Genomic DNA, 26,208 nt, shown 5'->3' with positions numbered 1-26,208 from the left:
GCAGGCTAGCCCACGGGCGTCACGCGGCTCAATCCCCCCGGAAGCCCCAGAGAGGCCCCAGAGACTGGACGACGGCGACCGGAGGACGACGATGACCGAGCAGCCCCGCGGCGGGGCCGCCTCGCAGACGCTGAGCCGCGGCATCCGGATCCTGGAGATCCTCGCCGACGCGCGCGAGCCCCTGACGATCGACGGCCTCGCACAGCGCCTCGAGGTGCACCGCTCCAACGCCTACCGGCTGCTGCGCACGCTGGAGCACCACGGGCTCGTGGTGCGCGACGCGAACGGCCACGTGTCGCTCGGCGCCCGGATGGCCGCCCTTGCCGCGGGCGTCGCCCACGACCTGCAGGCCGAGGCACTGCCCGAGCTCACCGCCGTCGCGAACGAGCTGGGGATGACGTGCTTCGTCGCCGTGCTCGACCACGACGAGTGCGTCACCCTCGTCAGCGTGGAGCCGCGGCACGCCGTCGCGCCCGTGGCGCAGCGCCCCGGCACCCGGCACCCCGTCACCGCCGGCGCCCCGGGCAAGGCGATCCTCACGCTGCTGCCGGAGGCCCAGTGGCCGTCGGGCGCGTCCGACGCCCTGCACCGGACCGTGGCGGAGGCCGCCCGGCGCGGGTACGCCACCAGCCACGACGAGGTCATCCCCAACTTGGAGTCCGTCGCCGTGCCGCTCGCGCTGCGCGGGCGCGGGCCGGCGGCGGTCGCCGTCGTGCACGTCGCGAGCCCGCTCGACCACGCGCACGTCGCCGCCCGGCTCACCGCGTCGGCGAGCGCGGTCCGCGACGCCCTCGGCGGCTGAGCCCTCCCCGTAGCGTGTCCGCCACCGGCACCTGGGGCCGCGCCACCGAGCGCACCTACAAGAGCCTGCGCAAGAAGCTGCGAGGCCGGGCGCCGGGCGTGCCCCGCGGCTCCTCAGGCCCGCGACAACCCGTAGATCGGGCTGGCCGCCTGCTCGTCCTCGTGCTCCGGCCCGAGCGGGATGCCGGTGCGGTCGCGCAGCAGCAGCGTGGCGGCGAACGCGACGACCATGACCCCGGCGATGTAGAACGCGACGGACGTGGCCGTGCCCGTGCTCTGCACCAGCCAGGCCGCGATCGTCGGGGCGAACGCGCCGCCGAGGATCGCGCCGAACGCGTACGTGATCGACACCCCCGAGTAGCGGATCGACGCCGGGAACAGCTCCGCGAAGTACGCCGCCTGCTGCCCGTAGGTGAACCCGTTGCCGATGGCGAACAGCGACACCCCCAGGAACAGCAGCCACGGGTTGCCGGTGTTCACCAGCGGGAAGAGCAGGAAGACGGTGGCGAGGAAGGCGATCCAGCCGATGATGTAGGTGTTCCGCCGGCCGATCCGGTCGGACACCGCCCCCGCGGCGAAGGTGCACGCCAGCCAGACGACGGAAGCGCCGGCCACGGCGAGCAGCACCGGGGTGCGGTCCATGCCCACGAGGCCGCCGTCGGCGAGCGGCGTGGTCGCGTAGTTCTGCAGGTAGCCGCCCGTGGTCATGTACCCGGCGGCGTTGTTGCCCGCGAACGTGAGCGCGGCGAGCAGCACGAGCAGCCAGTGCTTGCGGAACAGCGTGAGGATCGGCGTCTTCGCGGCCGCCTTCTTCTCCGCGATCTCCAGGAAGACGGGGCTCTCCTCCACCGAGCGCCGCACCACGAACCCGACCGCGATCAGCACCACGCTCAGCAGGAACGGGACGCGCCATCCCCAGGCGACGAAGGCGTCCCCCGGCGAGATGACGCCGGTCATGAGGGCGAGCATGCCGGAGGCCAGCAGGAGCCCGATCGGGACGCCGATCTGCGGGAAGGCGCCCATCCGGCCGCGCTGACCGGCCGGGGCGTGCTCGACGGCCATCAGCACCGCCCCGCCCCACTCGCCGCCGGTGGACAGGCCCTGCAGGATGCGCAGCAGGACGAGCAGCACCGGGGCCAGGATGCCGATCTGGTCGTAGGTGGGCAGCAGCCCGATGAGGGTGGTGGCGGCGCCCATCAGGACCAGGGTGACGACGAGCATGGACTTGCGGCCGATCCGGTCGCCGAAGTGCCCGGCCAGGAAGGCGCCGAGCGGCCGGAACAGGAAGCTGATGCCGACGGTCGCGAACGCGAGAAGCGTCCCGATCGACGACCCGGCCGGCTCGAAGAAGAGCGCCCCGAAGACGAGCCCGGCGGCGCTGGCGTAGAGGAAGAAGTCGTACCACTCGATCGTGGTGCCGATGACGGTCGCGAACGCGACGCGTCGCAGCTCGCGGCGCCGGGCGCCGTCGGCGGTGGTGGTCAGGGCGTCGGTGCCCGAAGTCATGGCGGTGACCTCTCTGTCGGTCCGCGGCGTTTCGAGGCATCGTATACGATGCGTGATACGACACGACGTGTTCGACACGACGAAGGGGTCCCCGTGGTCATCGACGACCAGCCCGGCAAGATCATCGCCGTCCACCTGAACTACCCCTCGCGCGCCGCGCAGCGGGGCCGGACGCCGAGCCAGCCGTCCTACTTCCTCAAGCCCGCCTCGTCACTCTCCGCGACGGGCCGCACGATCGAGCGCCCGCTCGGCACCGAGCTGCTCGCGTTCGAGGGCGAGGTCGCGGTCCGCATCGGGACGCCGGCGCGCTGGGTCTCCCCCGCCGACGGCTGGTCGCACGTCGACGCCGTCACCGCGGCCAACGACTTCGGCCTGTACGACCTGCGCGCCGCCGACAAGGGCTCCAACCTGCGCAACAAGGGCGGCGACGGGTTCACGCCGCTCGGGCCGCGGTGGATCCCGGCGGCCGACGTCGACCCCGCGGGCCTGCGGGTGCGTACGTGGGTGGACGGCGAGCTGGTGCAGGACGACTCGACGGGCACGCTGCTCTTCGACGTCGGGCGCCTCGTCGCCGACCTCTCGCAGCACCTCACGCTCGAGGCCGGCGACGTCATCCTCACCGGCACCCCCGCCGGCTCGTCGGTGGTGGAGCCCGGTCAGGTCGTGGAGGTCGAGGTGGACGCCCCGGACGCGCCCGGCGCCCCGACCAGCGGCCGCCTGGTCACCACCGTCATCGCCGGCACCCGCGAGTTCGGCGACTACGGCTCGAAGCCCGCCGTCGACGAGAAGCAGCGCGCCGAGGCCTGGGGCGCCCCGCCGCCGGTCGAGCCTGTCGAGACCACCGACGGGGTCTCGACAGGCTCAACCAGCGGGGTGCTCACCGACGCGATGCGCGAGCGGTTCGTCGGCGTCGCCGTCGCGACGCTGTCGGCCGTGCTGCGCAAGCGCGGGTACACCGACGTCTTCGTCGAGGGCGTGCACGGCAACCACGGGGGCGACCGGTTCGTCGGCACCGCCCGCACGCTGCGGCTGATCCCGTTCCGCCCCGACCTGTTCGCGTCGCACGGCAGCGGGTTCAACGCGCAGAAGCGCGCGTTCGACGCCGTCGAGCCGGGCGAGGTGATCGTGATCGAGGCCCGCGGCGAGCGCGGCACCGGCACCGTGGGCGACGTGCTCGCCCTGCGCGCCCACGTGCGCGGCGCCGCGGCGATCGTCACGGACGGCGGTGTGCGCGACGCCGACGCCGTGGCCGACATCGGCATCCCGGTGTTCTCCCAGGGCCCGCACCCGTCCGTCCTCGGTCGCAAGCACGTGCCGTGGGAGACCGACGTGACCGTCGCCTGCGGCGGGGCCGCGGTGCAGCCGGGCGACGTCGTGGTGGGCGACGGCGACGGCGTGCTCGTCATCCCGCCCGCCCTCGTCGCCGACGTGCTCGCCGAGGCCGAGGCGCAGGAGGCGGCCGACGCCTGGGTGGCGCAGCAGGTCGCCGGTGGCGCCCCCGTGGACGGGCTGTTCCCCATGAACGCCGAGTGGCGGGCCCGGTTCGAGCGCGAGACGGGCGCCGGGGGTGCCGGATGACGGTGACGGCCGCCCAGAGCAAGTCGCAGCGCGCCTACGCGTTCCTGCGCGAGCGGATCGAGGGCGGCACCTACGTGCCCGGCTACCGGCTCGTGCTGGCGCAGCTCGCGAGCGAGCTGGACATGTCGGTGGTGCCGGTGCGGGAGGCGATCCGCCGCCTCGAGGCGGAGGGCCTGGTGACGTTCGAGCGCAACGTCGGCGCCCAGGTCGCCCTGATCAAGGAGACCGAGTACCAGCACACGATGGAGACGCTGGCGCTGGTCGAGGGGTTCGCCACCGCGCTCTCCGCCCCGCACCTGACGCCCGCGCAGCTCGACGCCGCCCGTGCGGTCAACAAGCGGATGCGCGGGTGCCTCGACGACTTCGACCCGCACCGCTTCACCGAGCTCAACCTCGAGTTCCACGCGGTGCTGTTCGAGCCGTGCCCCAACCCGCACGTGCTCGACCTCGTGCACCGCGGCTGGCGGCGCATGACCGTGCTGCGCGACTCGTCGTTCTCGTTCGTGCCCGGCCGGGCGCGCGAGTCGGTCACCGAGCACGACCAGATCCTCGACCTGATCACCGACCTCCAGGCGGGGGGCCGGGACGCCATCGACGTCGAGCTCGCCGCCCGCCGCCACCGCACCCACACGCTCGACGCGGTGCTGGCGTACCAGGCCGAGCACCGTCCGCGCAGCGCCGTCGAACAGCCTGAGGAGAACTGATGACCGAGCAGAACTCGCCGCAGATCCAGCGTCCTGCCGACCTGCCGACCACCGTCCAGCACTACATCGGCGGCCGCTTCGTCGACTCGGCCGACGGCGCCACGTTCGACGTGCTGGACCCGGTCTCCAACGAGACGTACCTGCAGGCCGCCGCCGGCAAGCAGGCCGACGTCGACGCCGCCGTCGCCGCCGCCCGCCGCGCTTTCGCCGAGGGTCCGTGGCCGCGGATGCTGCCGCGCGAGCGCTCGCGCGTGCTGCACAAGATCGCCGAGATCGTGGACTCGCGCGACGCCCGACTTGCCGAGCTGGAGAGCTTCGACTCGGGCCTGCCGATCACCCAGGCGCTGGGCCAGGCGCGCCGCGCGGCCGAGAACTTCCGCTTCTTCGCGGACCTGATCGTGGCGCAGGCCGACGACACCTACAAGGTGCCGGGGCGGCAGATCAACTACGTGAACCGCAAGCCGATCGGCGTCGCCGGGCTCATCACGCCGTGGAACACGCCGTTCATGCTCGAGTCCTGGAAGCTCGCGCCCGCGATCGCCACCGGCAACACCGTCGTCCTCAAGCCCGCCGAGTTCACGCCCCTCTCCGCTTCCCTGTGGGCCGGGATCTTCGAGGAGGCGGGGCTGCCCCGCGGCGTGTTCAACCTCGTCAACGGGCTCGGCGAGGAGGCCGGCGACGCGCTCGTCAAGCACCCCGACGTCCCGCTCATCTCCTTCACCGGCGAGAGCAGCACGGGGCAGCTGATCTTCGCCAATGCCGCCCCGCACCTCAAGGGCCTGTCGATGGAGCTGGGCGGCAAGTCGCCCGCGATCGTCTTCGCCGACGCCGACCTGGACGCCGCGATCGACGCGACGATCTTCGGCGTCTTCTCCCTCAACGGCGAGCGCTGCACCGCCGGCAGCCGCATCCTCGTGGAGCGGTCCGTCTACGACGAGTTCGTGGAGCGCTACGCGGCGCAGGCGGAGCGGGTGCGCGTCGGCTACCCGCACGACCCGGCCACCGAGGTGGGCGCCCTCGTGCACCCGGTGCACTTTGCGAAGGTCATGAGCTACGTCGAGCTCGGCAAGGCCGAGGGCCGGCTGGTGGCCGGCGGTGGCCGCCCCGAGGGCTTCGAGACCGGCAACTTCGTGGCGCCCACGGTGTTCGCCGACGTCAAGCCCGACGCCCGGATCTTCCAGGAGGAGATCTTCGGGCCCGTCGTCGCCATCACGCCGTTCGACACCGAGGCCGAGGCGCTCGAGCTCGCCAACGGCGTGAAGTACGGCCTCGCCGCGTACGTGTGGACCAACGACCTCAAGCGGGCGCACAACTTCTCGCAGGCCGTCGAGGCCGGGATGGTGTGGCTGAACTCGAACAACGTGCGCGACCTGCGCACCCCGTTCGGCGGCGTCAAGGCCTCCGGCCTCGGGCACGAGGGCGGCTACCGGTCCATCGACTTCTACACCGACCAGCAGGCCGTGCACATCACGCTCGGCAAGGTGCACAACCCGACCTTCGGCAAGAGCTGACCCCACCGATCCGGCAAGGACGCCTGACATGACTCATCTCGAGGACCGCACCCTGACCTCCTCCGGCTTCTACGTCTCGCAGGAGGCCCCCATCCGCTGCGACAACCCGGTCGCGACGCCGCAGGCGGAGCCCCCGGACATCCTGCGCTGCGCGTCCATGGAGCTGGTCGTCACAGACCTCGCCGCCTCCCGCCAGTTCTACGTGGACGTGCTCGGCCTGGTCGTGACCGAGGAGGACGAGGACGCCGTCTACCTCCGCTCGATGGAGGAGTTCATCCACCACAACCTCGTGCTGCGCCGGGGCCCGGTCGCCGCGGTCGCCGCGTTCAGCTACCGGGTGCGCACGCCCGAGGACCTCGACAAGGCCGTCGCCTTCTTCACCGAGCTCGGGTGCCGCGTGGAGCGCCGGGGCGGGGGGTGGACCCGCGGCATCGGCGACTCGGTCCGCGTCACTGACCCGCTCGGCTTCCCGTACGAGTTCTTCCACGACGTCGAGCACGTGGAGCGCCTCGCCTGGCGCTACGACCTGTACACGCCCGGCGCCCTCGTCCGCCTGGACCACTTCAACCAGGTGACGCCCGACATCCCGCGCGCGGTGAGGTACATGCAGGACCTGGGCTTCCGCGTCACGGAGGACATCCAGGACGCCGAGGGGACCGTCTACGCTGCCTGGATGCGGCGCAAGCCCACCGTGCACGACACGGCCATGACCGGCGGCGACGGCCCGCGCATGCACCACGTGGCGTTCTCGACGCACGAGAAGCACAACATCCTCGCGATCTGCGACAAGCTCGGCGCCCTCCGACGGTCGGACTGCATCGAGCGCGGCCCGGGGCGGCACGGCGTGTCGAACGCGTTCTACCTGTACCTGCGCGACCCGGACGGGCACCGCGTCGAGATCTACACGCAGGACTACTACACGGGGGACCCGGACAACCCGGTGGTCACCTGGGACGTGCACGACAACCAGCGGCGCGACTGGTGGGGCAACCCCGTGGTGCCGAGCTGGTACACCGAGGCGTCGCTCGTGCTCGACCTCGACGGCAACCCACAGCCACTGGTGGCCCGCACCGAGGACTCCGAGATGGAGGTGACCGTCGGCGCCGACGGCTTCTCGTACACGCGCCGGGACGAGGACGGCGACGGGGCGCAGGGCTTCAAGCTGGGGGCGACGCTGTGAGCGGCGCACCCTCCGCCGATGGCGAGCGCACGCTCGACGACGCCGCCGTCGTCGCGATCGCGGACGAGCTCGCCGAGGCCGACCGCACCCGCACCCCGGTGCCCCTGCTCACCGCGCGCCACAACGGTATGACGGTGACCGACGCATACGCCGTGCAGCGCACCTGGCGCGACCGGGGCGTCGCGCGCGGCCGGCGCGTCGTCGGACACAAGATCGGGCTGACGTCGAAGGCGATGCAGGCCGCCACGGGCATCACCGAGCCGGACTACGGCGTCATCTTCGACGACATGGTGCTGGAGTCCGGCGGCGTCGTGGAGCACGCGGCGTTCTCCAACGTGCGCGTCGAGGTGGAGCTGGCATTCGTGCTCGCAGCGCCGTTGCAAGGCCCCTGCGTCACCGCGACGGACGTGCTGCGAGCGACCGACCGCGTCGTGCCCGCGCTGGAGATCCTCGACGCGCGCGTCGAGATGGCCGGCCGCACCATCGTCGACACCATCAGCGACAACGCCGCGATGGGCGCCATGGTGCTCGGCGGCCGGCCCGTGCGGGTCGACGACGTCGACCTGCGCTGGGTCTCTGCCCTGCTGTACCGGAACGAGACCATCGAGGAGACCGGCGTCGCCGCGGGCGTGCTGGGGCACCCCGCCACGGGGGTCGCGTGGCTGGCGAACAAGCTCGCCGCGCACGGCGATACGCTCGCCGCCGGGGAGACCATCCTGTCCGGGTCGTTCACCCGCCCCACGTGGGTGCAGCCGGGCGACACCGTGCACGCCGACTACGGGACCCTGGGGGCCGTGACATGCCGCTTCGCGTGACGACCGACGGACCGACCACCGACCGCTCGCTCGCCCAGATCCTGGCCGCCGCGGACGGGCGTCCGGTGGTGGGTGCCTGGTCCAGCCTGGGCAGCCCCCTGGCGGCGGAGATCCTGGCCGGCAGCGGCCTCGACGTCGTGCTGGTGGACGGCGAACACGGGCCCAACGACCTCACCACCGTGCTCGCGCAGCTCCAGGCGACGGCCGCGTACCCCGTCGCGACGCTCGTGCGGGTGCCGTCCGGCGACCCGGTCGGGCTCAAACGGGTGCTCGACCTGGGCGCCATGAACGTGCTGGTGCCCATGGTGGACTCGGCCGCCCAGGCCGCCGACGCCGTGCGCGCGGTGCGGTACCCGCCGGCAGGCGTGCGCGGCGTGGGCAGCGCGCTGGCCCGGTCGTCACGGTGGAGCCGGGTGCCGGGCTACCTGGGCGGAGCGGACGACGGCATCACGCTGGTCGTGCAGCTCGAGACCCGCGCCGCGATCGAGGACGCCGAGGCGATCGCCGGCACGCCCGGCGTCGGCGCGGTCCTGATCGGCCCCGCCGACCTCGCCGCGTCGCTCGGGCACCTGGGGAAGCAGGACCACCCCGAGGTGGTCGACGCCGTGCTCGGCGCGATCGCCGCGTGCGGACGCGCGGGCACGCCCGTCGGCGTCAACGCCTTCGACCCCGCGATGGCCGACCGCTACCTGGACGCCGGCGCGGCCTACGTCGTCGTCGGCGCCGACGTCACCCTGATCGCGCGCGGGGCCGAGCAGCTCGCGGCCCGCGTCGCCTCCCGCACACCAGCAACGACACGGCCGAAGGACGGTGGAACCCGATGACGACGGTTTCGACAGGATCGGTTTCGACAGGCTCAACCAGCGAGCGGCGCGAGCGTGCGGCGGCGTTGCTGCCCTCGACCCCGACCGGCCTGCTGATCGACGGTGCCTGGCGCGACGCGTCCGACGGCGGCACGTTCGCCGTGGAGAACCCCGCCACCGGCGACACGCTGACCGAGGTCGCCTCGGCGACCAGCGACGACGCCCGCGCCGCGCTCGACGCCGCCGCGGCGGCGCAGGGTGCGTGGGGCGCGACCCCGGCGCGCGAGCGGGCCGAGATCCTGCGCCGGGCGTTCGCCCTCGTGCAGGACCGGCGCGAGGACCTCGCACTGCTCATGACGCTCGAGATGGGCAAGCCGCTCGCCGAGGCGCGCGGCGAGGTCACCTACGGCGGCGAGTTCCTGCGCTGGTTCGCCGAGCAGGCGACGCACGACGAGGGTCGGTACGCGCACACGCCCGAGGGGTCGCTGCGCATGCTGGTGCAGCGCCGCCCGGTGGGCCCGTGCCTGCTCATCACGCCGTGGAACTTCCCCCTGGCGATGGCGACCCGCAAGGTGGCGCCCGCCGTCGCGGCCGGCTGCACCATGGTGCTCAAGCCGGCCCGGCTCACGCCGCTCACGTCGCTGCTGTTCGCACAGCTCATGGTCGAGGCCGGCCTGCCCCACGGCGTGCTCAACGTGGTGCCGTCGGCGTCGGCGTCCGCGGTGAGCGAGCCGCTCCTGGCCGACCCCCGGCTGCGCAAGATCTCCTTCACGGGGTCCACGCCGGTGGGCCAGAGCCTGCTGAAGTCGGCCGCGGACAACGTGCTGCGCACGTCCATGGAGCTCGGCGGCAACGCCCCGCTCGTGGTATTCGAGGACGCCGACCTCGACGTCGCCGTCGACGGCGCGATGGCCGCCAAGCTGCGCAACGGCGGCGAGGCCTGCACGGCCGCCAACCGCTTCTACGTGCACGAGTCCGTGGCCGACGAGTTCGTGGCCCGGCTGGCCGAGCGCATGCGCGCCGTCGTCGTCGGGGACGGCCTGGACGACGGCACCACGCTCGGCCCGCTCGTCGAGGCGAAGGCCGTGGACTCCGTCGCCGCCCTCGTGGACGACGCCGTGTCCCGCGGCGCGCACGTCGTCGTCGGCGGCTCGCGCGTCGACGGCCCGGGCCACTTCTTCCAGCCCACGCTGCTGCGCGACGTCCCCGTCGACGCCCGCTGCATGCGCGAGGAGATCTTCGGCCCCGTCGCACCGGTCGCGACGTTCCGCACCGAGGACGAGGCCGCGGAGCTCGCCAACTCCACCGAGTACGGGCTGGCGTCGTACGTCTTCACGAAGGACGTGCGCCGCGGGCTGGCGTTCGCCGAGCGGCTGGAGTTCGGGCTGCTGGGCCTCAACGCCGGCGTCATCTCCAACGCCGCCGCGCCGTTCGGCGGGATGAAGCAGTCCGGCACCGGCCGCGAGGGCGGGTTCGAGGGCATCGCCGAGTACCAGGAGACCCAGTACGTCGGCATGCCGCTCTGACCATCCGCGAGGTAGTTCCAAAATCCGCGAGGTAGTTCCAAAAACGACGAGGTAGTTCCAAAAACGACGAGGTAGTTCGAATCTGCGCAAGGTGATGGACAACCTCGGCCGGTTTCGAACTACCTCGTCGTTTTTGGAACTACCTCGCGGATTTTCGAACTACCTCGCGGGATCTGGGACTACCTCGCGGGTGCTGCTCAGCCCCAGACGAGCCCGTGGGCGGGGTCCTCGAGCACCCTGGCGACGTCGGACAGGAAGCGGGCGCCGAGCTCGCCGTCGACCAGGCGGTGGTCGAAGGACAGCGAGAGCTGGGTGACCCACCGCGCCTTGATCTTGCCCTTGTGCACCCACGGCTGCTTCCGGATCGCTCCGAACGCGAGGATGCCGGCCTCGCCGGGGTTGAGGATCGGGGTGCCCGTGTCGGTGCCGAAGATGCCGACGTTCGTGATGGTGATCGAGCCGCCCGACATGTCCGACGGCGAGGTGCGGCCGGCGCGCGCCGTCGCGGTCAGGTCGGCGATCGCCTTCGCGAGCCCGAGCAGGTCGAGGGTGTGCGCGTCCTTGATGTTCGGCACGACGAGGCCGCGCGGGGTCGCGGCGGCAATCCCCAGGTTGACGTAGTGCTTGTAGACGATCTCCTGCGCGGCGTCGTCCCAGCTCGCGTTGATCTCCGGGTGCCGGTTGACGGCGAGCACCATCGCCTTGGCCGCGACGAGCAGCGGCGTGACGCGCACGTCGGCGAAGTCGCGGTCCTCCTTGAGCCTGGCGACGAGCTTCATCGTCTTCGTGACGTCGATCGTCTGGAAGACCGTGACGTGCGGGGCGGTGAACGCGCTGGCCACCATCGCCTCGGCCGTGCGCTTGCGCACCGACTTCACGGGCACGCGCGTCTGTCGCCCGTCGTGTGTGACGGCGCCCGAGGCGAGCCACGGCCGGTCGTCGTCGGGGTACGTGGCCAGGGCCTTGGGCGCCGCGCCCTCGGCGTGCGCGACGACGTCCTCCCGCGTGACGATCCCGCCCGGGCCGCTGGGGTGCACCGACGTGAGGTCGACGCCCAGGTCCTTGGCGAGCTTGCGCACCGGCGGCTTCGCGAGCACCCGCGCGCCGGGGGCCGACGACGCGGGCACGCTCGCCATCGCCCGCTCGATTCCCCCGTGGGTTGAGCTTGCCGAAACCCGGTTCTTCTTGGTCTCGACAGGCTCGACCGACGAGGTGGTCTCGACAGGCTCGACCGGCGGGGTGGTCTCGACAGGCTCGACCGGCGAGCGGGTCTCGACAGGCTCGACCGGCGAGCGGGTCTCGACAGGCTCGACCGACGGGGTGGAGGCTCGCCGCCGGCGCCGCCGACCGGAGCCGGTGTCGCCGCCGGTGCCGTACCCGACGAGCACGGCACCCGAGCCCTCGCCCGACCCGTAGTACACAGCCTCGTCGGAGGAGCCCCCCGAGGACCCGGGGGCGTCCGCGGGCGCGTCGGCACCGGTGCTGACCTCGATGATGGGCGTGCCGACGTCGACCGTGGTGCCCTCCTCGGCGAGCAGCGCCGTGACGGTGCCGGCCCACGGCGACGGCAGCTCGACGAGCGACTTGGCGCTCTCGATCTCCACGAACACCTGGTTGACCGCGACGGTGTCGCCGACGGCGACGCGCCACTCGACGATCTCGGCCTCCGTCAGGCCCTCACCGACGTCGGGCAGGGGGAAACGCTGCGTGGTCATCGGTCTCCTCAGAACGCCAGGGCGCGGTCGACGGCGTCCACGACGCGGTCGACGCTCGGCAGGTAGTCGTGCTCGATCTTCGCCACCGGGTACGGGGCGTGGAATCCGCCCACGCGCAGCACCGGCGCCTCGAGCACGTAGAAGCACTCCTCGGAGACCCGCGCCGCGACCTCGGAGCCCGCCCCGAGGAAGGACGGCGCCTCGTGCACGACCACGCAGCGCCCGGTCCGTCGGACCGACTCGGTCACCGTGGGGACGTCGAGCGGCGAGATCGTGCGGAGGTCCACGACCTCGGCGCTCGTGCCCTCGGCGGCCAGGGCGTCGGCGGCCTTGAGGGCCGTCGCGACCGTCGGTCCGTAGGCGACCAGCGTGACGTCGGTGCCGGGCCGGGCGATGCGCGCACGGTTCAGCACGTCGGCCGCGCCGGCGGCCTCGGTGGCCGGGTAGGGGCCGGTCTCGACGTCGCCCTTGGACCAGTAGCGGGCCTTGGGCTCGAAGAACAGCACCGGGTCGGGCGAGCCGACCGCCGCGCGGATCATGTCGTACGCGTCCTGCGGGGTGGACGGCGAGACGACGCGCAGGCCCGGCGTGTGCGCGAACAGCGCCTCCGGGCTCTCCGAGTGGTGCTCGATCCCGCCGATACCGCCGCCGTAGGGGATGCGGATGACGACGGGCACCTGCAGGCGGCCGCTCGAGCGGTAGTGCAGCTTGGCGAGCTGGGTGGTGATCTGGTCGTAGGCGGGGAAGACGAACCCGTCGAACTGGATCTCGCACACCGGCCGGTAGCCGCGCAGGGCCAGCCCGATCGCCGTGCCGACGATGCCGGACTCCGCGAGCGGCGTGTCGACCACGCGGTCCTCGCCGAAGTCCTTCTGCAGCCCGTCCGTGACGCGGAAGACGCCGCCGAGCCGGCCGACGTCCTCCCCCATGACCAGGACCTTCTCGTCGGACTCCAGCGCGGAGCGCAGGCCCTCGGTGATGGCGCGGGCGAAGGTGAGGGTCTCGCTCATCGGGCCGCCTCCGTGCTCGTCTCGCTCTCGTACTGCTCGAACCACGCGCGCTCGGTCGCGACCTGCGCGTGCTCCGTCGCGTACACGTGGTCGAACATCGCGGTGGCCGGCGGGGCGCCGAGCTCGCGCACCTCGGCACGCAGGCGCTCACTGAGCGCGTCCGCGTCGCGGTCGATCTGGGCGGCCCAGTCGTCGTCCCAGCTGTCCTCCGCCCGCAGCAGCGCGGCGAGCCGGTCGATCGGGTCGCGCTGGCGCCAGTACTCCTCCTCGGCCCGCTCGCGGTACCGGGTGGGGTCGTCGGAGGTGGTGTGCGCGCCCATCCGGTACGTGTACGCCTCGATGAACGTGGGCCCGCCGCCGGCGTGCGCTCGCTCGATCGCCTCGGCCGTCACGGCCCAGCAGGCGAGGACGTCGTTGCCGTCGACGCGCACGCTCGGGATGCCGAAGCCCTCGCCGCGCCGGTACAGCGGCACGCGCGACTGGCGCGTCGTGGGCTCGGAGATAGCCCACTGGTTGTTCTGGCAGAAGAACACCACGGGGGCGTTGTTGACGGCCGCGAAGACGAGCGCCTCGCTGACGTCGCCCTGGCTGGTGGCGCCGTCGCCGAAGTACGTGACGACGGCGGCGTCGCGCGCGGGGTCCCCGGTGCCGACCGCGCCGTCGCGCTGCACGCCCATCGCGTAGCCCGTCGCGTGCAGCACGTGGGAGCCGATGACGAGCGTGTACAGGTTCACGTTGAACTCGGCCGGGTCCCAGCCGCCGTGGTCCACGCCGCGGTACAGGCGCAGGCGGTCGACCGGGTCGACGCCGCGCACGTGCAGCACGCCGTGCTCGCGGTAGGAGGGGAAGACGTAGTCCTGCGGGGCCAGCGCGTACGCGGACCCGACCTGGGCTGCCTCCTGGCCACGGCCCTGCGCGTACAGCGCGAGCTCGCCCTGGCGCTGCAGGGCCGTGGCCTCGTCGTCGAACCGTCGCGTCAGCACCATGTCGCGGTACAGGGCGCGCAGATCCTCGGAGGTGAGGTGATCGACACGCGAGCGGTAGGTCGCGTTGTCGGGTTCGACGACACGCTCGCCGGTGGGCGAGACGAGCTGGACGAGGGGTGTGGCGTCGGCGGGCACGACGTCAGGCTCGTCGGTCACCTCGTCGGGTGTGGTGTGCGGCACGCGTTCTCCTTCGCTGGCGGCCCCGGGCGGGGCGGGCTGCACCGGCACGGACAAGGTCCCGACGGTCGCACCCGCCGGAACCTACGCCTACGTAGCCTACGCCAGCGTAGGTTGCTGCCCAGGGGGCGCACCCCCCGATATCGGTGCCAACGTCCCCCCGGTCATTTTGGAGGTTTTCTCCAAAACGGCGGGGTTCCGCCCGCTCGCCCGTGGCCCGTCGCGACAGCTCCCCCGTGGCCCGTCGCGGCAGGTCGGCGCGAGGGTTGGCGCGAGGGTTGGCGCGAGGGTTGGCGCGAGGGTTGGCGCGAGGGTTGGCGCGAGGTCAGCGCGCAGGTCAGCGCGGCGGGATCTGCCCGTCCCGCAACGCGTCCCGCTCACGCAGCACTGGCCAGCGCGAGAACGCGAAGACGAGGAACATCACGATGTTGAGGATCGGCACGATGCCGACGAGCACCCACCATCCCGAGTACCCGGCCTTCTGGATGATCCGGATGCAGGCGATCAGGATCACCACCAGGAAGGCGATGTACACGACGATGGCCGCCCCGCCGAACAGCCATCCGTAGTCCTCGGTGAGCTGGTCGTAGTCCCAGTTGTCCATGGTCAGAGAGTCTTCCGTGCCCCCGGACGGTCGCAACCCGAGGGCGTGTCGGTGGCGGGCGGGACGCTCGGCACACACCTCGACGAAGGGACCCGACATGGCGACGCCGACGCCCGTCAACCCGCCGCAGCTGCACCAGAACCCCGCGTTCGCGTGGGGCATGATCCTGCCCGCCGGGCGCACGCTCTATGTGGGCGGGCAGAACGGCACCGACCCCGACGGCGCACTCGTCGACGGGGGCCTCGGGCCGCAGACCGAGCAGGCGCTGCGCAACGTCCTCGCCGTGCTCGCGGAGGCCGGCACCGATGCCGAGCACGTCGCGAAGCTGACCATCTACCTTGACCCGTCCGTCGACCCGAACGACGGCTACGCCGCCTCGGCGAAGGTCTGGCGGGCGCGCACGGCCGTCACCGTCCTGGCCCTTGCGCCCGCGCGGCCCGGCGCGCTCGTCGAGGTCGAGGCGGTCGCCTCGATCCCCGAAGACTGACGCGGGCGCGCCCTAGGGTGGGCCCGTGCCCATGAGACGTCGCCACCAGGTCGCCCGGTGGCTCGCAGTCGTCGCGCTGTGCCTCGCCGTCGCCGACGGGTTCCGGTGGGGCAACCGCTGGTACCTCTCGACGATGTTCGACGGCCCCGGCGAGGCGGGCCTGTCCGCCGACTTCCTGGCGAAGGCGCACGGCGCGCTCCTCCACGGCCTGGGCTGGCTCGCCCTCGCGATCCTCGCGGCCGGCGTCGGCTGGCGGCTCCAGGTCGTCCGGCGTCCCGCCGCCTGACTTCGCCGACGGGTGATGGGGGACAACCGACGCGCGTCCGGTGGGCCTGCGTCCCTGTGCGCCGCCTTCCGTCTGCGTGAAGACGACGCGCAGGGACGTTGGCCGAGGACTGCGCATGACTTCCGTCCCTGGACGTCGCCTTCCGCCGGCCGAAGACGACGTCCAGGGTCGTGGGTCGGCCACGCCGGCGGGCCGCCACCACCTCGATCGGGTTCGACCGCACCGTGAGCGCGGGCTCGGCCGGCGGCGGGGACCGTGGCAGGCTCGTCGGGTGCCTGTCACCTCCGGCCGCAGCGACGCCGCTGTTCGGTCACTTCGGGATCGAGTGGGACCTCACGCGCGCGACGCCCGAGCAGCGTTGCGCGGCCTCGACCCGGACCGGCGCTACCGCGTCACGCCGCTGCCGCTGAGCCGCGAGGTGTTCGGCGTCTGGACGACCCCGCCGTGGTTCCGCCCTGCCGTCGACGACTGAGAGAGCACACACCGTGAAGATCACCAGGCTCGAGACCTTCCTCGTTCCGCCCCGCTGGCTGTTCCTGCGCATCGAGACCGACGAGGGCGTGGTCGGCTGGGGCGAGCCCGTCATCGAGGGCCGCGCGCACACCGTCGCCGCCGCCGTCGACGAGCTGGCCGACCACCTGATCGGCGCCGACCCGCTGCGCATCGAGGACCACTGGCAGGTCATGACCAAGGGCGGCTTCTACCGCGGCGGCCCGGTGCTATCCAGCGCGGTCGCCGGGATCGACCAGGCGCTGTGGGACATCGCCGGCAAGGTGCGCGGCGCCCCCGTGCACGAGCTGCTGGGCGGCCCGGTGCGCGACCGCGTGCGGGCGTACTCGTGGATCGGCGGAGACGACCCGTCCCAGGCCGCCGAGCACGCCCAGGCGCGGCGCGAGCAGGGGTTCACCGCTGTGAAGATGAACGCCACCGGGCCGCAGGGCGCCCACCTCACCACGAGCGACATCGACGGCGTGCTCGAGCGGGTCGCTGCCGCGCAGGCCGCCCTCGGCCCCGACGGCGGGGTCGCGGTGGACGCGCACGGGCGCCTCACGCCCGCCGCGGCACGCACGCTGTGCCGCGAGCTGGAGCCGCTGCGGCCGATGTTCGTCGAGGAGCCGGTGGTGCCCGAGCTGTCGTTCGAGCTGCCCCGGCTGTGCGACTCCACGAGCGTGCCCATCGCCACCGGCGAGCGGCTGTACTCCCGGTGGGACTTCCGCGAGGTGCTTGGCTCCGGCATCGCGGTGGCGCAGCCAGACCCCTCGCACGCGGGCGGCATCTCGGAGTCGCGGCGCATCGCCGCGATGGCGGAGGTGTACGGCGTGCAGGTCGCGCCGCACTGCCCCCTCGGCCCGGTCGCCCTGGCCGCGTGCCTGCAGCTCGACCTCGCGACCCCGAACACCCTCATCCAGGAGATGTCGATCGGCATCCACTACAACCAGGGCGCCGACCTCCTCGACTACCTGGTGGATCCCGAGCCGCTCACGCCGCGCGACGGGTACCTGCCCCGGCTCACCGGGCCCGGGCTCGGCGTCGAGGTGGACGAGGACGCGATCCGCGCCGCCGCCAAGGTCGGCCACCGCTGGCGCAACCCCGTCTGGCGCGACGACCAGGGCGCGTTCACCGAGTGGTGAGACCGACGACCACCACGAGCGGAGGGGACGACATGACCGAGGCACCTCGAGGGCCCCGGGCGCTGTGCGTGGGCGAGACGATGGCGATGCTCGCCCCGGACGGCCCGCTGCGCGGGGCGGGCGTGTTCACGCTGGCGCACGCGGGCGCCGAGTCCAACGTGGCCCAGCACCTGACGGACCTCGGCGTGCCGACGGCGTGGGCCGGCCGGCTCGGGTCGGACGCCCTCGGCGACCGCGTGCTCGACGCGCTCTCCGCCCTCGACACCCGCTGGGTGGCACGCGACCCGCATGCCCCCACCGGCCTCATGGTCAAGGACCCGGCGCCCGGCGGCACGCGGGTGGCGTACTACCGCGCGGGCTCCGCGGCGTCCCGCCTCGCGCCCGACGACGTCGCGGCGTGGCCGCTCGACGACGTGGAGCTCGTGCACGTCTCGGGCGTCACGGCGGCGCTGTCCGACTCGGCGCTGGCCATGGTGCGCCGCCTGGTCCGCGACGCGCGCGCCCGCGGCGCGCTCGTGTCCTTCGACGTCAACCACCGGCCGCGCCTGTGGGAGTGCGAGAACCCCGCCCGCTCGGCGACCGCGGACGACGCGCCCGCGATCCTCGCCGAGCTGGCCGACGCCGCCGACGTCGTGCTGGTCGGCCTCGACGAGGCGCAGCGGCTCTGGCCGGTCACGACAGCGCTCGACGTCGCCGCGCACCTCCCGTCGCCCGGCCGGGTCGTCGTCAAGGACGGCGCCCACGAGGCGGTGGAGATCGACCGGACCGGCGGCGAGGCCGTGGTGCACCGCGGCCCGGCCCGAGCCGTCGCCGAGATCGTCGAGCCGGTCGGCGCCGGGGACGCGTTCGCCGGCGGCTACCTGGCCGCGCTGCTGCGCGGCGACGACGCCGACCGCCGCCTCGCGCTCGGCCACTCGCTCGCCGCCTGGACCCTCGGCAGCGCCCTCGACCACCGGCCCGGGCACGGCCCCGACGTCCGGCCGCACGACAGCACACCAAGCACACCAAGCACACCAAGCACTGGAGCCCCCGCATGACCCCCGCCGACAGCCAGCCCGACCTCGACCGCCTCCTCGGCGCCCAGCGCGTCATGGTGGTGCTGCGCGGCCACGGCACGGACCGCACCCTCGAGCTCGCGCACCAGGCGTGGGACCTGGGCATCCGGTCCGTCGAGGTGCCGATCGGCCGCCCGGAGGACGTGCCCGTCCTGGCCGAGGTGGTGCGCGCGGGCGCCGCGCGCGACCTCGCCGTGGGCGCGGGCACGGTGATCACGACCGGCCAGGTGGACGCCGCTGCCGGCGCGGGCGCCGCCTACACGCTGGCCCCCGGCCTGGACCTCGACGTCCTCGCCGCGAGCGTCGCCGCCGGTCTGCCGCACGTGCCGGGCGTCAGCACGCCCAGCGAGCTGCAGCAGCTCGTGGTGCGCGGCGTGCGCTGGGCCAAGGCGTTCCCCGCGTCCGCCCTCGGCCCGGCGTGGCTGTCGTCGATGCGCGGCCCGTTCCCCGGCCTCGCGCTGGTGGCGATGGGCGGCCTCGACGCCAAGAGCGCCGGCGACTACCTGCGGGCCGGCGCCCGCGTCGTCGCGATCGGCAGCGCGCTGTCCGACCCCGCCCAGCTCCCCGCCCTCGCCGAGCTGCTCGCGCCGAACCGCCCCGCCTGAGCCGCGCTGGAGACCTCTGATGCTGCCCGCCTCCCTACGACGCCTGGTTCCCCGACAGCGAGCTCGACGGGACGTACGGGTATGGCGTGACGCGCTGCTCGCCGTCCTGCCCGCCGACGTCGTCCTGGACGAGCAGACCGCGCGGCGCGGCGTGGGCTGGTCCGGGTCGCTCAGTTCCAGTCGTCGATCTTCACGTCGCCGGGCGACGGCGCGCCCGCACCGTCCTCCACCAGCGCCTTGAGGCTCAGCAGGAACGTGGCCCACTTGGTGCTGCAGTGGTGCATGAATTCCACCGGCTCGCGCCAGCCGCGGTGCGCGAACAGCAGGATCGTCCAGGCGCCGTCCTGGCGCAGCTCCCACTCGATCGTCGTCCCGATCCACTCGTCGGCGCCGCCGACCACCCGCCACACCACCCGCTGCTGCGGCCGCAGCTCGACGACCTCCATGTCGAACCCGCCAGCCGGGAATCGGAACTCGAGCGTGCCCCCGAGGCCGGCGTCCCCCGTCGTCTTCTCGGTCCACCAGCCGGCGAGGCCCTCGACCGTCGTCAGCGCTTCGTACACCTTCTCCGGCGTCGGGGTCGTGACCCCGATCCTGTGCAGGATGTCCACCATCGTTCCGCTCCTTGTCTCGTGGGCCGACGGACGTCAGCCCCGGTCCCGGTCCTGCCGGGTGCTTTCGATCGCCTCGGCGAACCCCTTGATGCGCTGCATTCGCGCGTCCCACGCCCTACCGACCGACGCGAGCTGGTCCGCGGCCTTCGCGAGCTGGGCGGCGTCCACCTGGCACTGCTTCGCCGGCCCCACCGCCGTCGAGCGCACGAGACCCGCGCGGTCGAGCACGTCCAGGTGCTTCGCCACCGCCTGTCGGGTCACCGGCAGCTGCCGGCTCAGCGACGTGGCGGTGCCGCCGCCGTCGGCGAGCAGCAGATCGAGGATGCGGCGCCGCGTGGGGTCCCCGATCGCGGACCAGAGGTCGTCGTCCACTGGCGATGCCGGCCCTGTCACGGCCGGACCCCCAGCGACTCGGCGTATGGCGCCAGGCGGGGCAGGTAGAAGGCCCAGCCGTCGACGTGCTCGCGGTAGCGCTGCTCGAGCACCGCGATCTCCCAGCCCATCTCGCGGAAGCCGGTCTCGGTCATGCGCAGCAGCGTGCCGCCATTCTGCGGCACGAGCTCGAAGGTGACGAGGAGCGAGTTTCCCTCGGCCGCCCGTTCCCCCGCCGGGTGCGTCCATCGGAACGAGAACGTCCGCGGCGGCAGCGACTCGACGACGGTGAACTGCTCCACGTTCCCGTCGGCGGGGTCGCCGAAGACGATCTCTCCCGTCCCGCCGGGCGCAGGGTCGTAGCGGGCGTCGTCCGGCCACCACTGCTTGACGTGCTCCGGACTGCTCACCACCTCGAAGACGACCTCGGGTGACGCCTCGACGTAGATCTCGCGCTCGATGCTTCCCAGCTCCATGACCCCTCCTGCAACCATTGGTTGCACATCAAGGTAGCCCGGTCGGACGTGGAGTGCAACCATTTGTTGCGCGAACTGCTAGGAGACCTGGACCTTGCCGATCCCGAGGGTGTTGGTGCGGGGGAACAGGCCGGTCCGGAAGTTGGCCTCGCGAACGGGCTGGGTCAGCGCCGCGAGCCGGCCCGACTTCCGCGTGCCCAGCGCCGCCCACGGCCCGACGGCCAGCTCGTCGGTGGTCCGCTCGACGGTGTCGCGCAGCACGCGGCCCTTGTCGGTGGCCTGCCCGGCCGCGTCGACCAGCCCACGGGTGGCGAGGCGGTCCTGCGCTGACGCCCACTCGCTCTCGGTCCAGCCGCGCCCCGCGAAGGCCTCGACCGGCGCGGCACCGATCGCTGCGAAGGAGACCAGCGCCTCGACGGGGTCGAGGCCCGCGGTCAGCAGGGCGGCCACGTGCCCGTCCCCGCGGTGCTCCCGGAGGACGCCGATGGCGTGCCAGAGCGCCAGGTGGGGCTCGTCCGGCCACGGCAGGTCGGCGTTGGCAGCGGCGACCGGCCGGCCGGCGGTGTCCGCCGCCTCGGCCGCATGCCGCGCCAGGTCGGCGGCCTCGGCCAGGTCGTCGACCCGCTCGTCGAACTGATCGCCGAGGACCGCGCGATACATGGCATCGGCGCCCCGCAGGCGGGCCTCGAGGATCCTCTCCGGCGACGCGATCGCCCAGGCCGCCGGGACATGCTCGGCCACGGCGCGAGGGCTGAAGCTGTAGAAGCCGGCGGCGACCGCCCGGGTGCCCGCAGAGCCGAGGGGGGCGGCGCGCCACGCGAAGTAGCTGGGCCAGCGCGTCTCGACGTCGAAGCCCAGGTTCTCAGCCTCCGCGAACACCTCGGGCGCGTACCAGTAGAGGGCGTGCACGGGCTCCAGCGCGTGCCACATCTGCCGGGCGAAGCCGGGCTCCGTCGCCACCGACGTCATGTCCCGAGCCCCTAGCCCTGGCGTCGGGTGGCGAGGAACTCGCCGATGCGGCCGATGGCCTCCTCGAGGATCTCCTCGTCGGGCAGCGTGACCAGCCGGAAGTGGTCGGGGGCGGTCCAGTTGAACCCGGTGCCGTGGGTGACCAGGATCTTCTTGGCCCGCAGCAGGTCGATGACGAACCGCTCGTCGTCGTCGATCGGGTACATCTGGGGGTCCAGCCGCGGGAAGCAGTAGAGCGCGCCGCGCGGCCGCACGGACGTGACGCCCGGGATCTCGTTGAGCAGCTTGTCGGCGAGCATGGCCTGGTCGTAGAACCGCCCGCCCGGCACGATGAGCTCGTCGATCGACTGGTACCCGCCCAGCGCGGTCTGGATGGCGTGCTGCGCGGGCACGTTGGCGCACATGCGCATGTTGGCCAGCAGGGTGAGGCCCTCGAGGAACTCGGTGGCGTTCTCCTTGGGGCCCGAGATCATGACCCACCCGGCCCGGTACCCGCACACCCGGTACGCCTTGGACAGGCCGCTGAACGTCAGGCACAGCACATCGTCGCCCGCGGCAGCCGCGGCGTGGTGGTGCGTGGCGCCGTCGAACAGGATCTTCTCGTAGATCTCGTCGGTGAGGACCACGAGGTCGTGGCGGCGGGCGATGTCGACCATCGCCTCCACCATCTCTTTGCTGTACACGGCGCCGGTGGGGTTGTTCGGGTTGATGATCACCAGGGCTTGGGTGTTCTCGGTGATCTTCGCCTCGATGTCCTCGAGGTCCGGCATCCAGCCGTTCTCCTCGTCGCACCGGTAGTGCACCGCCGTGCCGCCGCACAGTGTCACCGCACCCGTCCACAACGGGTAGTCCGGCGCCGGCACGAGGATCTCGTTGCCCTCGTCGACGAACGCCTGCAGCACCATCGAGATGAGCTCGGAGACGCCGTTGCCGATGAAGACGTCCTCCACCGTCGTGTCGCGCAGCCCGCGCGACTGGTAGTACTGCGCCACCGCGGTGCGTGCCTCGTAGATGCCGCGCGAGTCGCTGTACCCCTGCGCCTCCGGCAGGTGATGCACGACGTCGGCCTGGATGGCCGCCGGTGCCTCGAAGCCGAACGGCGCCGTGTTGCCGATGTTCAGCCTGAGGATGCGATGGCCCTCGGCCTCGAGGCGCTGGGCCTCGACGAGGATGGGACCGCGGACGTCGTAGCGGACGCCGCGGAGCTTGCGGCTCTGTCGGATGGTACGCACGGGGACCATCTTCCCCCGCCGGAGCCGTGCCGGACACGGCCATTCCGCGACGAGCGGACCTTCCTCGACGACGTCGCAGGTCAGCGGGCCACGTTGCCGCCGGTCGCGGCGGCGCCCGTCGCGGCGTCGTCCCGCGTCGTCACCGCGGGCGCGGCCCCGACCAGCGCGTCCAGACGCTCCAGGCGCTGGGCGGTGGCGTCGTCGGCGGGCGTCATGAGGATGATGCGGTCGCCGCGGGCGCGGTCGAGCCACAGGCTCTGGAAGTGCACGTCCAGGCGCCCGACCCGCGCGGACCGGTAGCGGCGCAACTGGGGTGCGGTCGCCCGCGACGTCGTACGACTCCCAGTGCGCGCGCATCGCCAGAGCCGGATCGGACGAAGCAGGCGACCGGGCCGACGAACAGGACGTCCGGGGTGGCAATCCGGCCCCCGGTGAGCGACGGTAGAACCCCACGCTCGACGCTCGGAGGTCGTCATGAAGGTCGTCGTCATCGGTGCGCTCGGCAAGGTCGCACGCCTGCTTGTTCCCCTCCTCGTGGACGGCGGCACGGGGCCCGTCGTCGACGTCGTCGGCGTGGTGCGCAAGCCGGACCAGGTGGATCGCGTGGCCGACCTCGGCGCGGAGCCGCTGCTCCTGGACGTCGAGCACGCGAGCGCCGACGAGATCGCCGCCGCGATCACCGGCGCCGACGCCGTGGTGTGGTCCGCCGGGGCGGGCGGCGGCAGCCCCGAGCGCACGTACGCGGTCGACCGCGACGCCGCGATCCGCTCCATGGACGCGGCCGCGAGCGCCGGGGTGCGGCGGTACGTGATGGTGTCGTGGATCGGCTCGACGCCGGACCACGGCGTGCCGGAGAGCGCGGGCTTCTTCGCCTACGCGGACGCGAAGCTCGCCGCCGACGACCACCTGCGCACCACCGACCTCGACTGGACGATCCTCGGGCCCGGCACCCTCACGGACGACCCGCCCAGCGGCCGCATCACCCTCCTGCCCGAGGCGGGCCCCGTGCCCGCCGGGTCGGACACGAGCGTGCCGCGCGCCGACGTCGCCCAGGTGGCCGCCGCCGCGCTGCGCGAGCCCGCCACCGTCGGCCGCTTCGTCCGGTTCTCGGCCGGGGACACCCCGATCCCCGCCGCCCTGCGCAACCTGGAGTAAGCGCCGCGCCTTGATCAAGGTTTCGCCGAAACCTTGATCAGCGTGGCGGTCATGGTCAAGGTTCCAGCGTTCGGACACCCTGACGCCGCGCGCTGATCGCGCCGTGCGGGCGCGCGCCCGCTTCCGTGCGGGTGCGCGTCTCGACGACGTCGAACCCGGCGCTGGTGAGACGCACCGCCAGCTCGTCCACGGGCCAGTACCAGGCCGTCGTGACGGCATGGTCGAACGGTTCGACGCGCGGGCCGCGGCAGAACCCGACCAGCAGGCCACCACTCGGGGCGACCGCGCGGGCGAGCCCGGCCAGCACGGCGTCGAGCGACTCCGGCGGGGTGTGGATGAGCGAGTACCAGGCGAGGACGCCGCCCAGGCTTCCGTCCGGGACGCCGAGGTCGGCGAGGCCGGCCCGGCGGAACTGAATGTCCGGGAACCGCGACCTCGCGTGGTCGAGGAACGGGGCGGCGAGGTCCACGCCCTCGGCGTCGAGCCCCTGGCGCGCGAGGAAGTCCGTCCAGTGCCCGGGCCCACAGCCCGCGTCGACCACGCGGCCGTCGAGGCCGGCGGCCCACCCGGCAACGAGGTCCCGGTCCCGCTCGTCCGCCGCCTCGATCGTGCCGAACAGGTCGATGTACTCCGCCGCACGCGCCGCGTAGGCCGCGCTGGGGTGCTGGCTGGTCACGACCCTCAGCCTAGGAACCCCTCCACCCGGCGGCGGATCCCCGCGGCGTCGAGGCCGTGCGCGGCGGCATGGTCGCGCGGGGTGCCGTACCGGCGCAGCTCGACGTCGCCGGGCACGCCCACGTGCAGCACGCGGCTCGGCCGGTCGACGAGGGCCGCGGCCACGGCGCCGGCGCTGGTGCCCTCCAGGTACGGCTCGACGACGGCGAGCACCGACGCGGGGCCACTTCCCGGGGGCAGGAGCGCCCGCAGCCCCTTGGCGTCGAGCGGGTGCGGGGTGGCGGTCCACGCGACGCGGACCGGCAGGTCGGCGGTTGCCTCCAGCACCGTGTCGAGCATGGGACCGACGGCGACGACGAGCGGCCCGCCCTCCCCCGCTCCCACGCCGTCGCGCAGCAGGTGCAGGCGCCCGTCCACCGGGTGCGGCCGGGAGTTGCGCTGCCCGGACAGGCGCACGTAGACGCGGCCGGTACCCGCGGCCTCGCGGTGCAGGATCTCGGCCACCTCGTCCGCGTGGCCCGGCACGTGCACCGTCCACCCCGGCAGGGCGGAGATCAGCGCGACGTCCGCCGGCGACTGGTGGGTGCGGCCGCCGGCGCTCACGTCGTACGACCCGCCCGCGCTCACCAGCACGGCACCGACGTCCTGGTGCCCGAGGTCGAGCTTGACCTGCTCGTACGGCCGCTCGACGAGGAACGAGGCGAAGGTGTGCACGATCGGGCGCCGGCCGGCCAGGGCGAGCCCGCCCGCCACGCCGATCAGCGCCTGCTCGCGGATCCCCACGTCGATCACGCGGCCGGGGTGGCGCGCGATGGCGCGGCCCATGTAGCCGGAGCCGATGACGGCCAGGACGACGTCGACGTCGGGGTGCGCGTCGAGCACCGGGTCGAGCTCGTCGTAGAAGCGCGTGCGCAGATCGAGTGCCTGTGGGGCCGGCGCGATGGCGGTCATGCGGTCTCCTTCATGGTGGTGTCGACGACCACGACGGTCGGCCGGTCGGGCTCCGTGCGCCGCAGCGCGCCGGCGAGGGCGGCGGGATCCTGGGTGCCGACGTCCGCCGCCGACCACCCCTCGACGTCGAACCGGGCGCCGATACCGCCGGGCCAGCCGAGCGAGTCGCTGTGGTTGTCGACCACGACGCAGGTGAGGTTGCCCAGGCCGTAGCGGCCGGCGACGGCGATCGCCTCGGCGTTGCTGCCCTCGTCGAGCTCGGCGTCGCCCACCAGCACGACCACCCGCGCGGGCGACCGGTCGCGCAGCCCCAGCGCGAGCCCCACCGCGATCGGCAGCCCGTGGCCGAGCGACCCGCTGCCGATCTCGATGCCGGGCACCAGCGTGCGGTCGGGGTGGTGCCCGAGGGGCGACTCCCACGACGCGACGTCGTCCAGCCAGGTCTCCGGGAAGAACCCCTTCGCGGCCAGGACGGCGTACGTCGACGCGGGCCCGTGCCCCTTGGAGAGCAGGAACCGGTCCCGATCGGGGTCGTCGGGGCGCTCGGGATCGACCCGCAGCACCTGGTCGTACAGGGCCCACACGACGTCGAGCGTCGAGTGGGCGCTCGGGTCGTGCTTCTCGTCGCCCGTCTGGCGGGCGACGAGGCGCCGTACCTCCCGGGGGACCGCGGTGGGGACGGTGTCTGTCGGCGTGGTCGTCGTCATCCCCCGATGCTGTGACCTCAACCACGCTTGAGGTCAAGGCCGATGTCACAGCCGCGGAGCCTGTCTCGTCCCGTGGA

29 protein-coding genes are annotated in these 26,208 nt (G+C 73.2%); 15 read left to right on the top strand and 14 right to left on the bottom strand.

The features are described from left to right. Positions 1 to 91 precede the first annotated feature (91 nt). Positions 92 to 802: an IclR family transcriptional regulator gene (locus tag AC1C2W_RS15375; RefSeq protein ID WP_495413579.1), complete on the top strand. Its 711-nt coding sequence runs from the start codon at positions 92 to 94 to the stop codon at positions 800 to 802. Between the two features lie 113 nt (positions 803 to 915). Here the strand turns inward: AC1C2W_RS15375 and AC1C2W_RS15370 are convergent, their stop codons facing one another. After that, a complete protein-coding gene (locus tag AC1C2W_RS15370) occupies positions 916 to 2,307 on the bottom strand; it encodes an MFS transporter (RefSeq protein ID WP_495390138.1) in 1,392 nt (463 codons plus the stop codon). 48 nt (positions 2,308 to 2,355) lie between these two features. Between AC1C2W_RS15370 and AC1C2W_RS15365 the strand changes: the two genes are divergently transcribed. From AC1C2W_RS15365 to AC1C2W_RS15335, 7 genes are read left to right on the top strand one after another with little or no spacing between them, the layout of a single operon-like run. Next, positions 2,356 to 3,885, top strand: coding sequence for a fumarylacetoacetate hydrolase family protein (locus AC1C2W_RS15365; protein ID WP_495413578.1), 1,530 nt, complete (start codon positions 2,356 to 2,358; stop codon positions 3,883 to 3,885). After that, complete coding sequence (locus AC1C2W_RS15360; protein ID WP_495413577.1) at positions 3,882 to 4,589, top strand: GntR family transcriptional regulator; 708 nt, start codon at positions 3,882 to 3,884, stop codon at positions 4,587 to 4,589. The genes AC1C2W_RS15365 and AC1C2W_RS15360 overlap by 4 nt, the downstream gene beginning before the upstream one ends. Beyond that, positions 4,589 to 6,100: a 5-carboxymethyl-2-hydroxymuconate semialdehyde dehydrogenase gene (hpaE, locus tag AC1C2W_RS15355; protein WP_495413576.1), complete on the top strand. Its 1,512-nt coding sequence runs from the start codon at positions 4,589 to 4,591 to the stop codon at positions 6,098 to 6,100. The genes AC1C2W_RS15360 and hpaE overlap by 1 nt, the downstream gene beginning before the upstream one ends. Before the next feature lie 28 nt (positions 6,101 to 6,128). Next, complete coding sequence (hpaD, locus tag AC1C2W_RS15350) at positions 6,129 to 7,280, top strand: 3,4-dihydroxyphenylacetate 2,3-dioxygenase (protein WP_495390134.1); 1,152 nt, start codon at positions 6,129 to 6,131, stop codon at positions 7,278 to 7,280. Next, positions 7,277 to 8,095 carry a 2-oxo-hept-4-ene-1,7-dioate hydratase gene (hpaH, locus tag AC1C2W_RS15345; protein WP_495413575.1) on the top strand — a complete coding sequence of 273 codons (819 nt, stop codon included), beginning with the start codon at positions 7,277 to 7,279 and terminating at the stop codon, positions 8,093 to 8,095. The genes hpaD and hpaH overlap by 4 nt, the downstream gene beginning before the upstream one ends. Next, on the top strand, positions 8,080 to 8,919 hold the full coding sequence (locus AC1C2W_RS15340; protein WP_495390132.1) for an HpcH/HpaI aldolase family protein: 840 nt from the start codon (positions 8,080 to 8,082) through the stop codon (positions 8,917 to 8,919). The genes hpaH and AC1C2W_RS15340 overlap by 16 nt, the downstream gene beginning before the upstream one ends. Continuing rightward, the gene (locus AC1C2W_RS15335) at positions 8,916 to 10,424 is read left to right on the top strand and encodes an NAD-dependent succinate-semialdehyde dehydrogenase (RefSeq protein WP_495413574.1); all 1,509 of its coding nucleotides are present in this window, start codon (positions 8,916 to 8,918) and stop codon (positions 10,422 to 10,424) included. Before AC1C2W_RS15340 ends, AC1C2W_RS15335 begins: the two co-directional genes overlap by 4 nt. A gap of 197 nt (positions 10,425 to 10,621) precedes the next feature. On the opposite strand, the gene AC1C2W_RS15330 is transcribed toward AC1C2W_RS15335, so the two are convergent. From AC1C2W_RS15330 to AC1C2W_RS15315, 4 genes are all read right to left on the bottom strand, one after another. Next, positions 10,622 to 12,139, bottom strand: coding sequence for a dihydrolipoamide acetyltransferase family protein (locus AC1C2W_RS15330; protein ID WP_495413573.1), 1,518 nt, complete (start codon positions 12,137 to 12,139; stop codon positions 10,622 to 10,624). An 8-nt stretch (positions 12,140 to 12,147) separates the two neighbouring features. Then, positions 12,148 to 13,149: an alpha-ketoacid dehydrogenase subunit beta gene (locus tag AC1C2W_RS15325; protein WP_495390129.1), complete on the bottom strand. Its 1,002-nt coding sequence runs from the start codon at positions 13,147 to 13,149 to the stop codon at positions 12,148 to 12,150. Next, on the bottom strand, positions 13,146 to 14,315 hold the full coding sequence (gene pdhA, locus AC1C2W_RS15320; RefSeq protein WP_495413572.1) for a pyruvate dehydrogenase (acetyl-transferring) E1 component subunit alpha: 1,170 nt from the start codon (positions 14,313 to 14,315) through the stop codon (positions 13,146 to 13,148). The genes AC1C2W_RS15325 and pdhA overlap by 4 nt, the downstream gene beginning before the upstream one ends. A gap of 334 nt (positions 14,316 to 14,649) precedes the next feature. After that, entirely contained in the window at positions 14,650 to 14,916 is a 267-nt protein-coding gene (locus AC1C2W_RS15315) for a DUF805 domain-containing protein (RefSeq protein ID WP_495390127.1), read from the bottom strand. Positions 14,917 to 15,013: 97 nt separating this feature from the next. Here AC1C2W_RS15315 and AC1C2W_RS15310 point away from each other — a divergent pair, with 97 nt between their 5' ends. From AC1C2W_RS15310 to AC1C2W_RS15285, 6 genes are all read left to right on the top strand, one after another. Then, complete coding sequence (locus AC1C2W_RS15310) at positions 15,014 to 15,403, top strand: RidA family protein (RefSeq protein ID WP_495390126.1); 390 nt, start codon at positions 15,014 to 15,016, stop codon at positions 15,401 to 15,403. Between the two features lie 25 nt (positions 15,404 to 15,428). After that, a complete protein-coding gene (locus tag AC1C2W_RS15305) occupies positions 15,429 to 15,689 on the top strand; it encodes a hypothetical protein (protein WP_495413571.1) in 261 nt (86 codons plus the stop codon). A 325-nt stretch (positions 15,690 to 16,014) separates the two neighbouring features. Beyond that, complete coding sequence (locus AC1C2W_RS15300; RefSeq protein WP_495390124.1) at positions 16,015 to 16,161, top strand: hypothetical protein; 147 nt, start codon at positions 16,015 to 16,017, stop codon at positions 16,159 to 16,161. A 13-nt stretch (positions 16,162 to 16,174) separates the two neighbouring features. After that, positions 16,175 to 17,320: a galactonate dehydratase gene (gene dgoD / locus AC1C2W_RS15295; protein ID WP_495413570.1), complete on the top strand. Its 1,146-nt coding sequence runs from the start codon at positions 16,175 to 16,177 to the stop codon at positions 17,318 to 17,320. A 32-nt stretch (positions 17,321 to 17,352) separates the two neighbouring features. Further along, positions 17,353 to 18,357 (top strand): sugar kinase, encoded by a 1,005-nt coding sequence (locus AC1C2W_RS15290; protein WP_495413569.1) that lies wholly within the window; start codon positions 17,353 to 17,355, stop codon positions 18,355 to 18,357. Then, entirely contained in the window at positions 18,354 to 18,980 is a 627-nt protein-coding gene (locus AC1C2W_RS15285) for a bifunctional 4-hydroxy-2-oxoglutarate aldolase/2-dehydro-3-deoxy-phosphogluconate aldolase (RefSeq protein ID WP_495413568.1), read from the top strand. Before AC1C2W_RS15290 ends, AC1C2W_RS15285 begins: the two co-directional genes overlap by 4 nt. A gap of 170 nt (positions 18,981 to 19,150) precedes the next feature. Here the strand turns inward: AC1C2W_RS15285 and AC1C2W_RS15280 are convergent, their stop codons facing one another. From AC1C2W_RS15280 to AC1C2W_RS15255, 6 genes are all read right to left on the bottom strand, one after another. Continuing rightward, a complete protein-coding gene (locus AC1C2W_RS15280) occupies positions 19,151 to 19,594 on the bottom strand; it encodes an SRPBCC family protein (RefSeq protein ID WP_495390120.1) in 444 nt (147 codons plus the stop codon). Positions 19,595 to 19,627: 33 nt separating this feature from the next. After that, on the bottom strand, positions 19,628 to 19,966 hold the full coding sequence (locus AC1C2W_RS15275) for an ArsR/SmtB family transcription factor (RefSeq protein WP_495413567.1): 339 nt from the start codon (positions 19,964 to 19,966) through the stop codon (positions 19,628 to 19,630). A 17-nt stretch (positions 19,967 to 19,983) separates the two neighbouring features. Beyond that, complete coding sequence (locus AC1C2W_RS15270; RefSeq protein ID WP_495390118.1) at positions 19,984 to 20,442, bottom strand: SRPBCC family protein; 459 nt, start codon at positions 20,440 to 20,442, stop codon at positions 19,984 to 19,986. 78 nt (positions 20,443 to 20,520) lie between these two features. Then, complete coding sequence (locus AC1C2W_RS15265; RefSeq protein WP_495413566.1) at positions 20,521 to 21,411, bottom strand: SCO6745 family protein; 891 nt, start codon at positions 21,409 to 21,411, stop codon at positions 20,521 to 20,523. A gap of 11 nt (positions 21,412 to 21,422) precedes the next feature. Further along, positions 21,423 to 22,643: a pyridoxal phosphate-dependent aminotransferase gene (locus AC1C2W_RS15260; RefSeq protein ID WP_495390116.1), complete on the bottom strand. Its 1,221-nt coding sequence runs from the start codon at positions 22,641 to 22,643 to the stop codon at positions 21,423 to 21,425. A gap of 80 nt (positions 22,644 to 22,723) precedes the next feature. Continuing rightward, positions 22,724 to 22,951: a hypothetical protein gene (locus AC1C2W_RS15255; RefSeq protein ID WP_495413565.1), complete on the bottom strand. Its 228-nt coding sequence runs from the start codon at positions 22,949 to 22,951 to the stop codon at positions 22,724 to 22,726. 166 nt (positions 22,952 to 23,117) lie between these two features. Between AC1C2W_RS15255 and AC1C2W_RS15250 the strand changes: the two genes are divergently transcribed. Beyond that, positions 23,118 to 23,798 (top strand): SDR family oxidoreductase, encoded by a 681-nt coding sequence (locus AC1C2W_RS15250; protein ID WP_495413564.1) that lies wholly within the window; start codon positions 23,118 to 23,120, stop codon positions 23,796 to 23,798. 55 nt (positions 23,799 to 23,853) lie between these two features. On the opposite strand, the gene AC1C2W_RS15245 is transcribed toward AC1C2W_RS15250, so the two are convergent. From AC1C2W_RS15245 to AC1C2W_RS15235, 3 genes are read right to left on the bottom strand one after another with little or no spacing between them, the layout of a single operon-like run. Then, a complete protein-coding gene (locus tag AC1C2W_RS15245) occupies positions 23,854 to 24,474 on the bottom strand; it encodes a class I SAM-dependent methyltransferase (RefSeq protein ID WP_495413563.1) in 621 nt (206 codons plus the stop codon). A 5-nt stretch (positions 24,475 to 24,479) separates the two neighbouring features. Beyond that, positions 24,480 to 25,424 (bottom strand): transketolase family protein, encoded by a 945-nt coding sequence (locus tag AC1C2W_RS15240; protein WP_495413562.1) that lies wholly within the window; start codon positions 25,422 to 25,424, stop codon positions 24,480 to 24,482. Beyond that, positions 25,421 to 26,131 carry a thiamine pyrophosphate-binding protein gene (locus AC1C2W_RS15235; protein ID WP_495413561.1) on the bottom strand — a complete coding sequence of 237 codons (711 nt, stop codon included), beginning with the start codon at positions 26,129 to 26,131 and terminating at the stop codon, positions 25,421 to 25,423. Before AC1C2W_RS15235 ends, AC1C2W_RS15240 begins: the two co-directional genes overlap by 4 nt. Positions 26,132 to 26,208: the final 77 nt, after the last annotated feature.

The sequence above is a fragment of the Isoptericola sp. Y581 genome (assembly GCF_059445475.1).
The sequence above is the reverse complement of the archived record's forward strand: the minus strand, read 5'-3'. Positions and strand labels throughout refer to the sequence as shown.

What these genes read in the sequence shown, in the direction of transcription:
- AC1C2W_RS15375 (WP_495413579.1), top strand. Translation starts at nt 92, where the DNA reads ATGACCGAGCAGCCCCGCGGCGGGGCCGCCTCGCAGACGCTGAGCCGC.
- AC1C2W_RS15370 (WP_495390138.1), bottom strand. Translation starts at nt 2,307, where the DNA reads ATGACTTCGGGCACCGACGCCCTGACCACCACCGCCGACGGCGCCCGG.
- AC1C2W_RS15365 (WP_495413578.1), top strand. Translation starts at nt 2,356, where the DNA reads ATGCGTGATACGACACGACGTGTTCGACACGACGAAGGGGTCCCCGTG.
- AC1C2W_RS15360 (WP_495413577.1), top strand. Translation starts at nt 3,882, where the DNA reads ATGACGGTGACGGCCGCCCAGAGCAAGTCGCAGCGCGCCTACGCGTTC.
- hpaE (WP_495413576.1), top strand. Translation starts at nt 4,589, where the DNA reads ATGACCGAGCAGAACTCGCCGCAGATCCAGCGTCCTGCCGACCTGCCG.
- hpaD (WP_495390134.1), top strand. Translation starts at nt 6,129, where the DNA reads ATGACTCATCTCGAGGACCGCACCCTGACCTCCTCCGGCTTCTACGTC.
- AC1C2W_RS15340 (WP_495390132.1), top strand. Translation starts at nt 8,080, where the DNA reads ATGCCGCTTCGCGTGACGACCGACGGACCGACCACCGACCGCTCGCTC.
- AC1C2W_RS15335 (WP_495413574.1), top strand. Translation starts at nt 8,916, where the DNA reads ATGACGACGGTTTCGACAGGATCGGTTTCGACAGGCTCAACCAGCGAG.
- AC1C2W_RS15330 (WP_495413573.1), bottom strand. Translation starts at nt 12,139, where the DNA reads ATGACCACGCAGCGTTTCCCCCTGCCCGACGTCGGTGAGGGCCTGACG.
- AC1C2W_RS15325 (WP_495390129.1), bottom strand. Translation starts at nt 13,149, where the DNA reads ATGAGCGAGACCCTCACCTTCGCCCGCGCCATCACCGAGGGCCTGCGC.
- AC1C2W_RS15315 (WP_495390127.1), bottom strand. Translation starts at nt 14,916, where the DNA reads ATGGACAACTGGGACTACGACCAGCTCACCGAGGACTACGGATGGCTG.
- AC1C2W_RS15310 (WP_495390126.1), top strand. Translation starts at nt 15,014, where the DNA reads ATGGCGACGCCGACGCCCGTCAACCCGCCGCAGCTGCACCAGAACCCC.
- AC1C2W_RS15290 (WP_495413569.1), top strand. Translation starts at nt 17,353, where the DNA reads ATGACCGAGGCACCTCGAGGGCCCCGGGCGCTGTGCGTGGGCGAGACG.
- AC1C2W_RS15285 (WP_495413568.1), top strand. Translation starts at nt 18,354, where the DNA reads ATGACCCCCGCCGACAGCCAGCCCGACCTCGACCGCCTCCTCGGCGCC.
- AC1C2W_RS15280 (WP_495390120.1), bottom strand. Translation starts at nt 19,594, where the DNA reads ATGGTGGACATCCTGCACAGGATCGGGGTCACGACCCCGACGCCGGAG.
- AC1C2W_RS15270 (WP_495390118.1), bottom strand. Translation starts at nt 20,442, where the DNA reads ATGGAGCTGGGAAGCATCGAGCGCGAGATCTACGTCGAGGCGTCACCC.
- AC1C2W_RS15265 (WP_495413566.1), bottom strand. Translation starts at nt 21,411, where the DNA reads ATGACGTCGGTGGCGACGGAGCCCGGCTTCGCCCGGCAGATGTGGCAC.
- AC1C2W_RS15250 (WP_495413564.1), top strand. Translation starts at nt 23,118, where the DNA reads ATGAAGGTCGTCGTCATCGGTGCGCTCGGCAAGGTCGCACGCCTGCTT.
- AC1C2W_RS15240 (WP_495413562.1), bottom strand. Translation starts at nt 25,424, where the DNA reads ATGACCGCCATCGCGCCGGCCCCACAGGCACTCGATCTGCGCACGCGC.
- AC1C2W_RS15235 (WP_495413561.1), bottom strand. Translation starts at nt 26,131, where the DNA reads ATGACGACGACCACGCCGACAGACACCGTCCCCACCGCGGTCCCCCGG.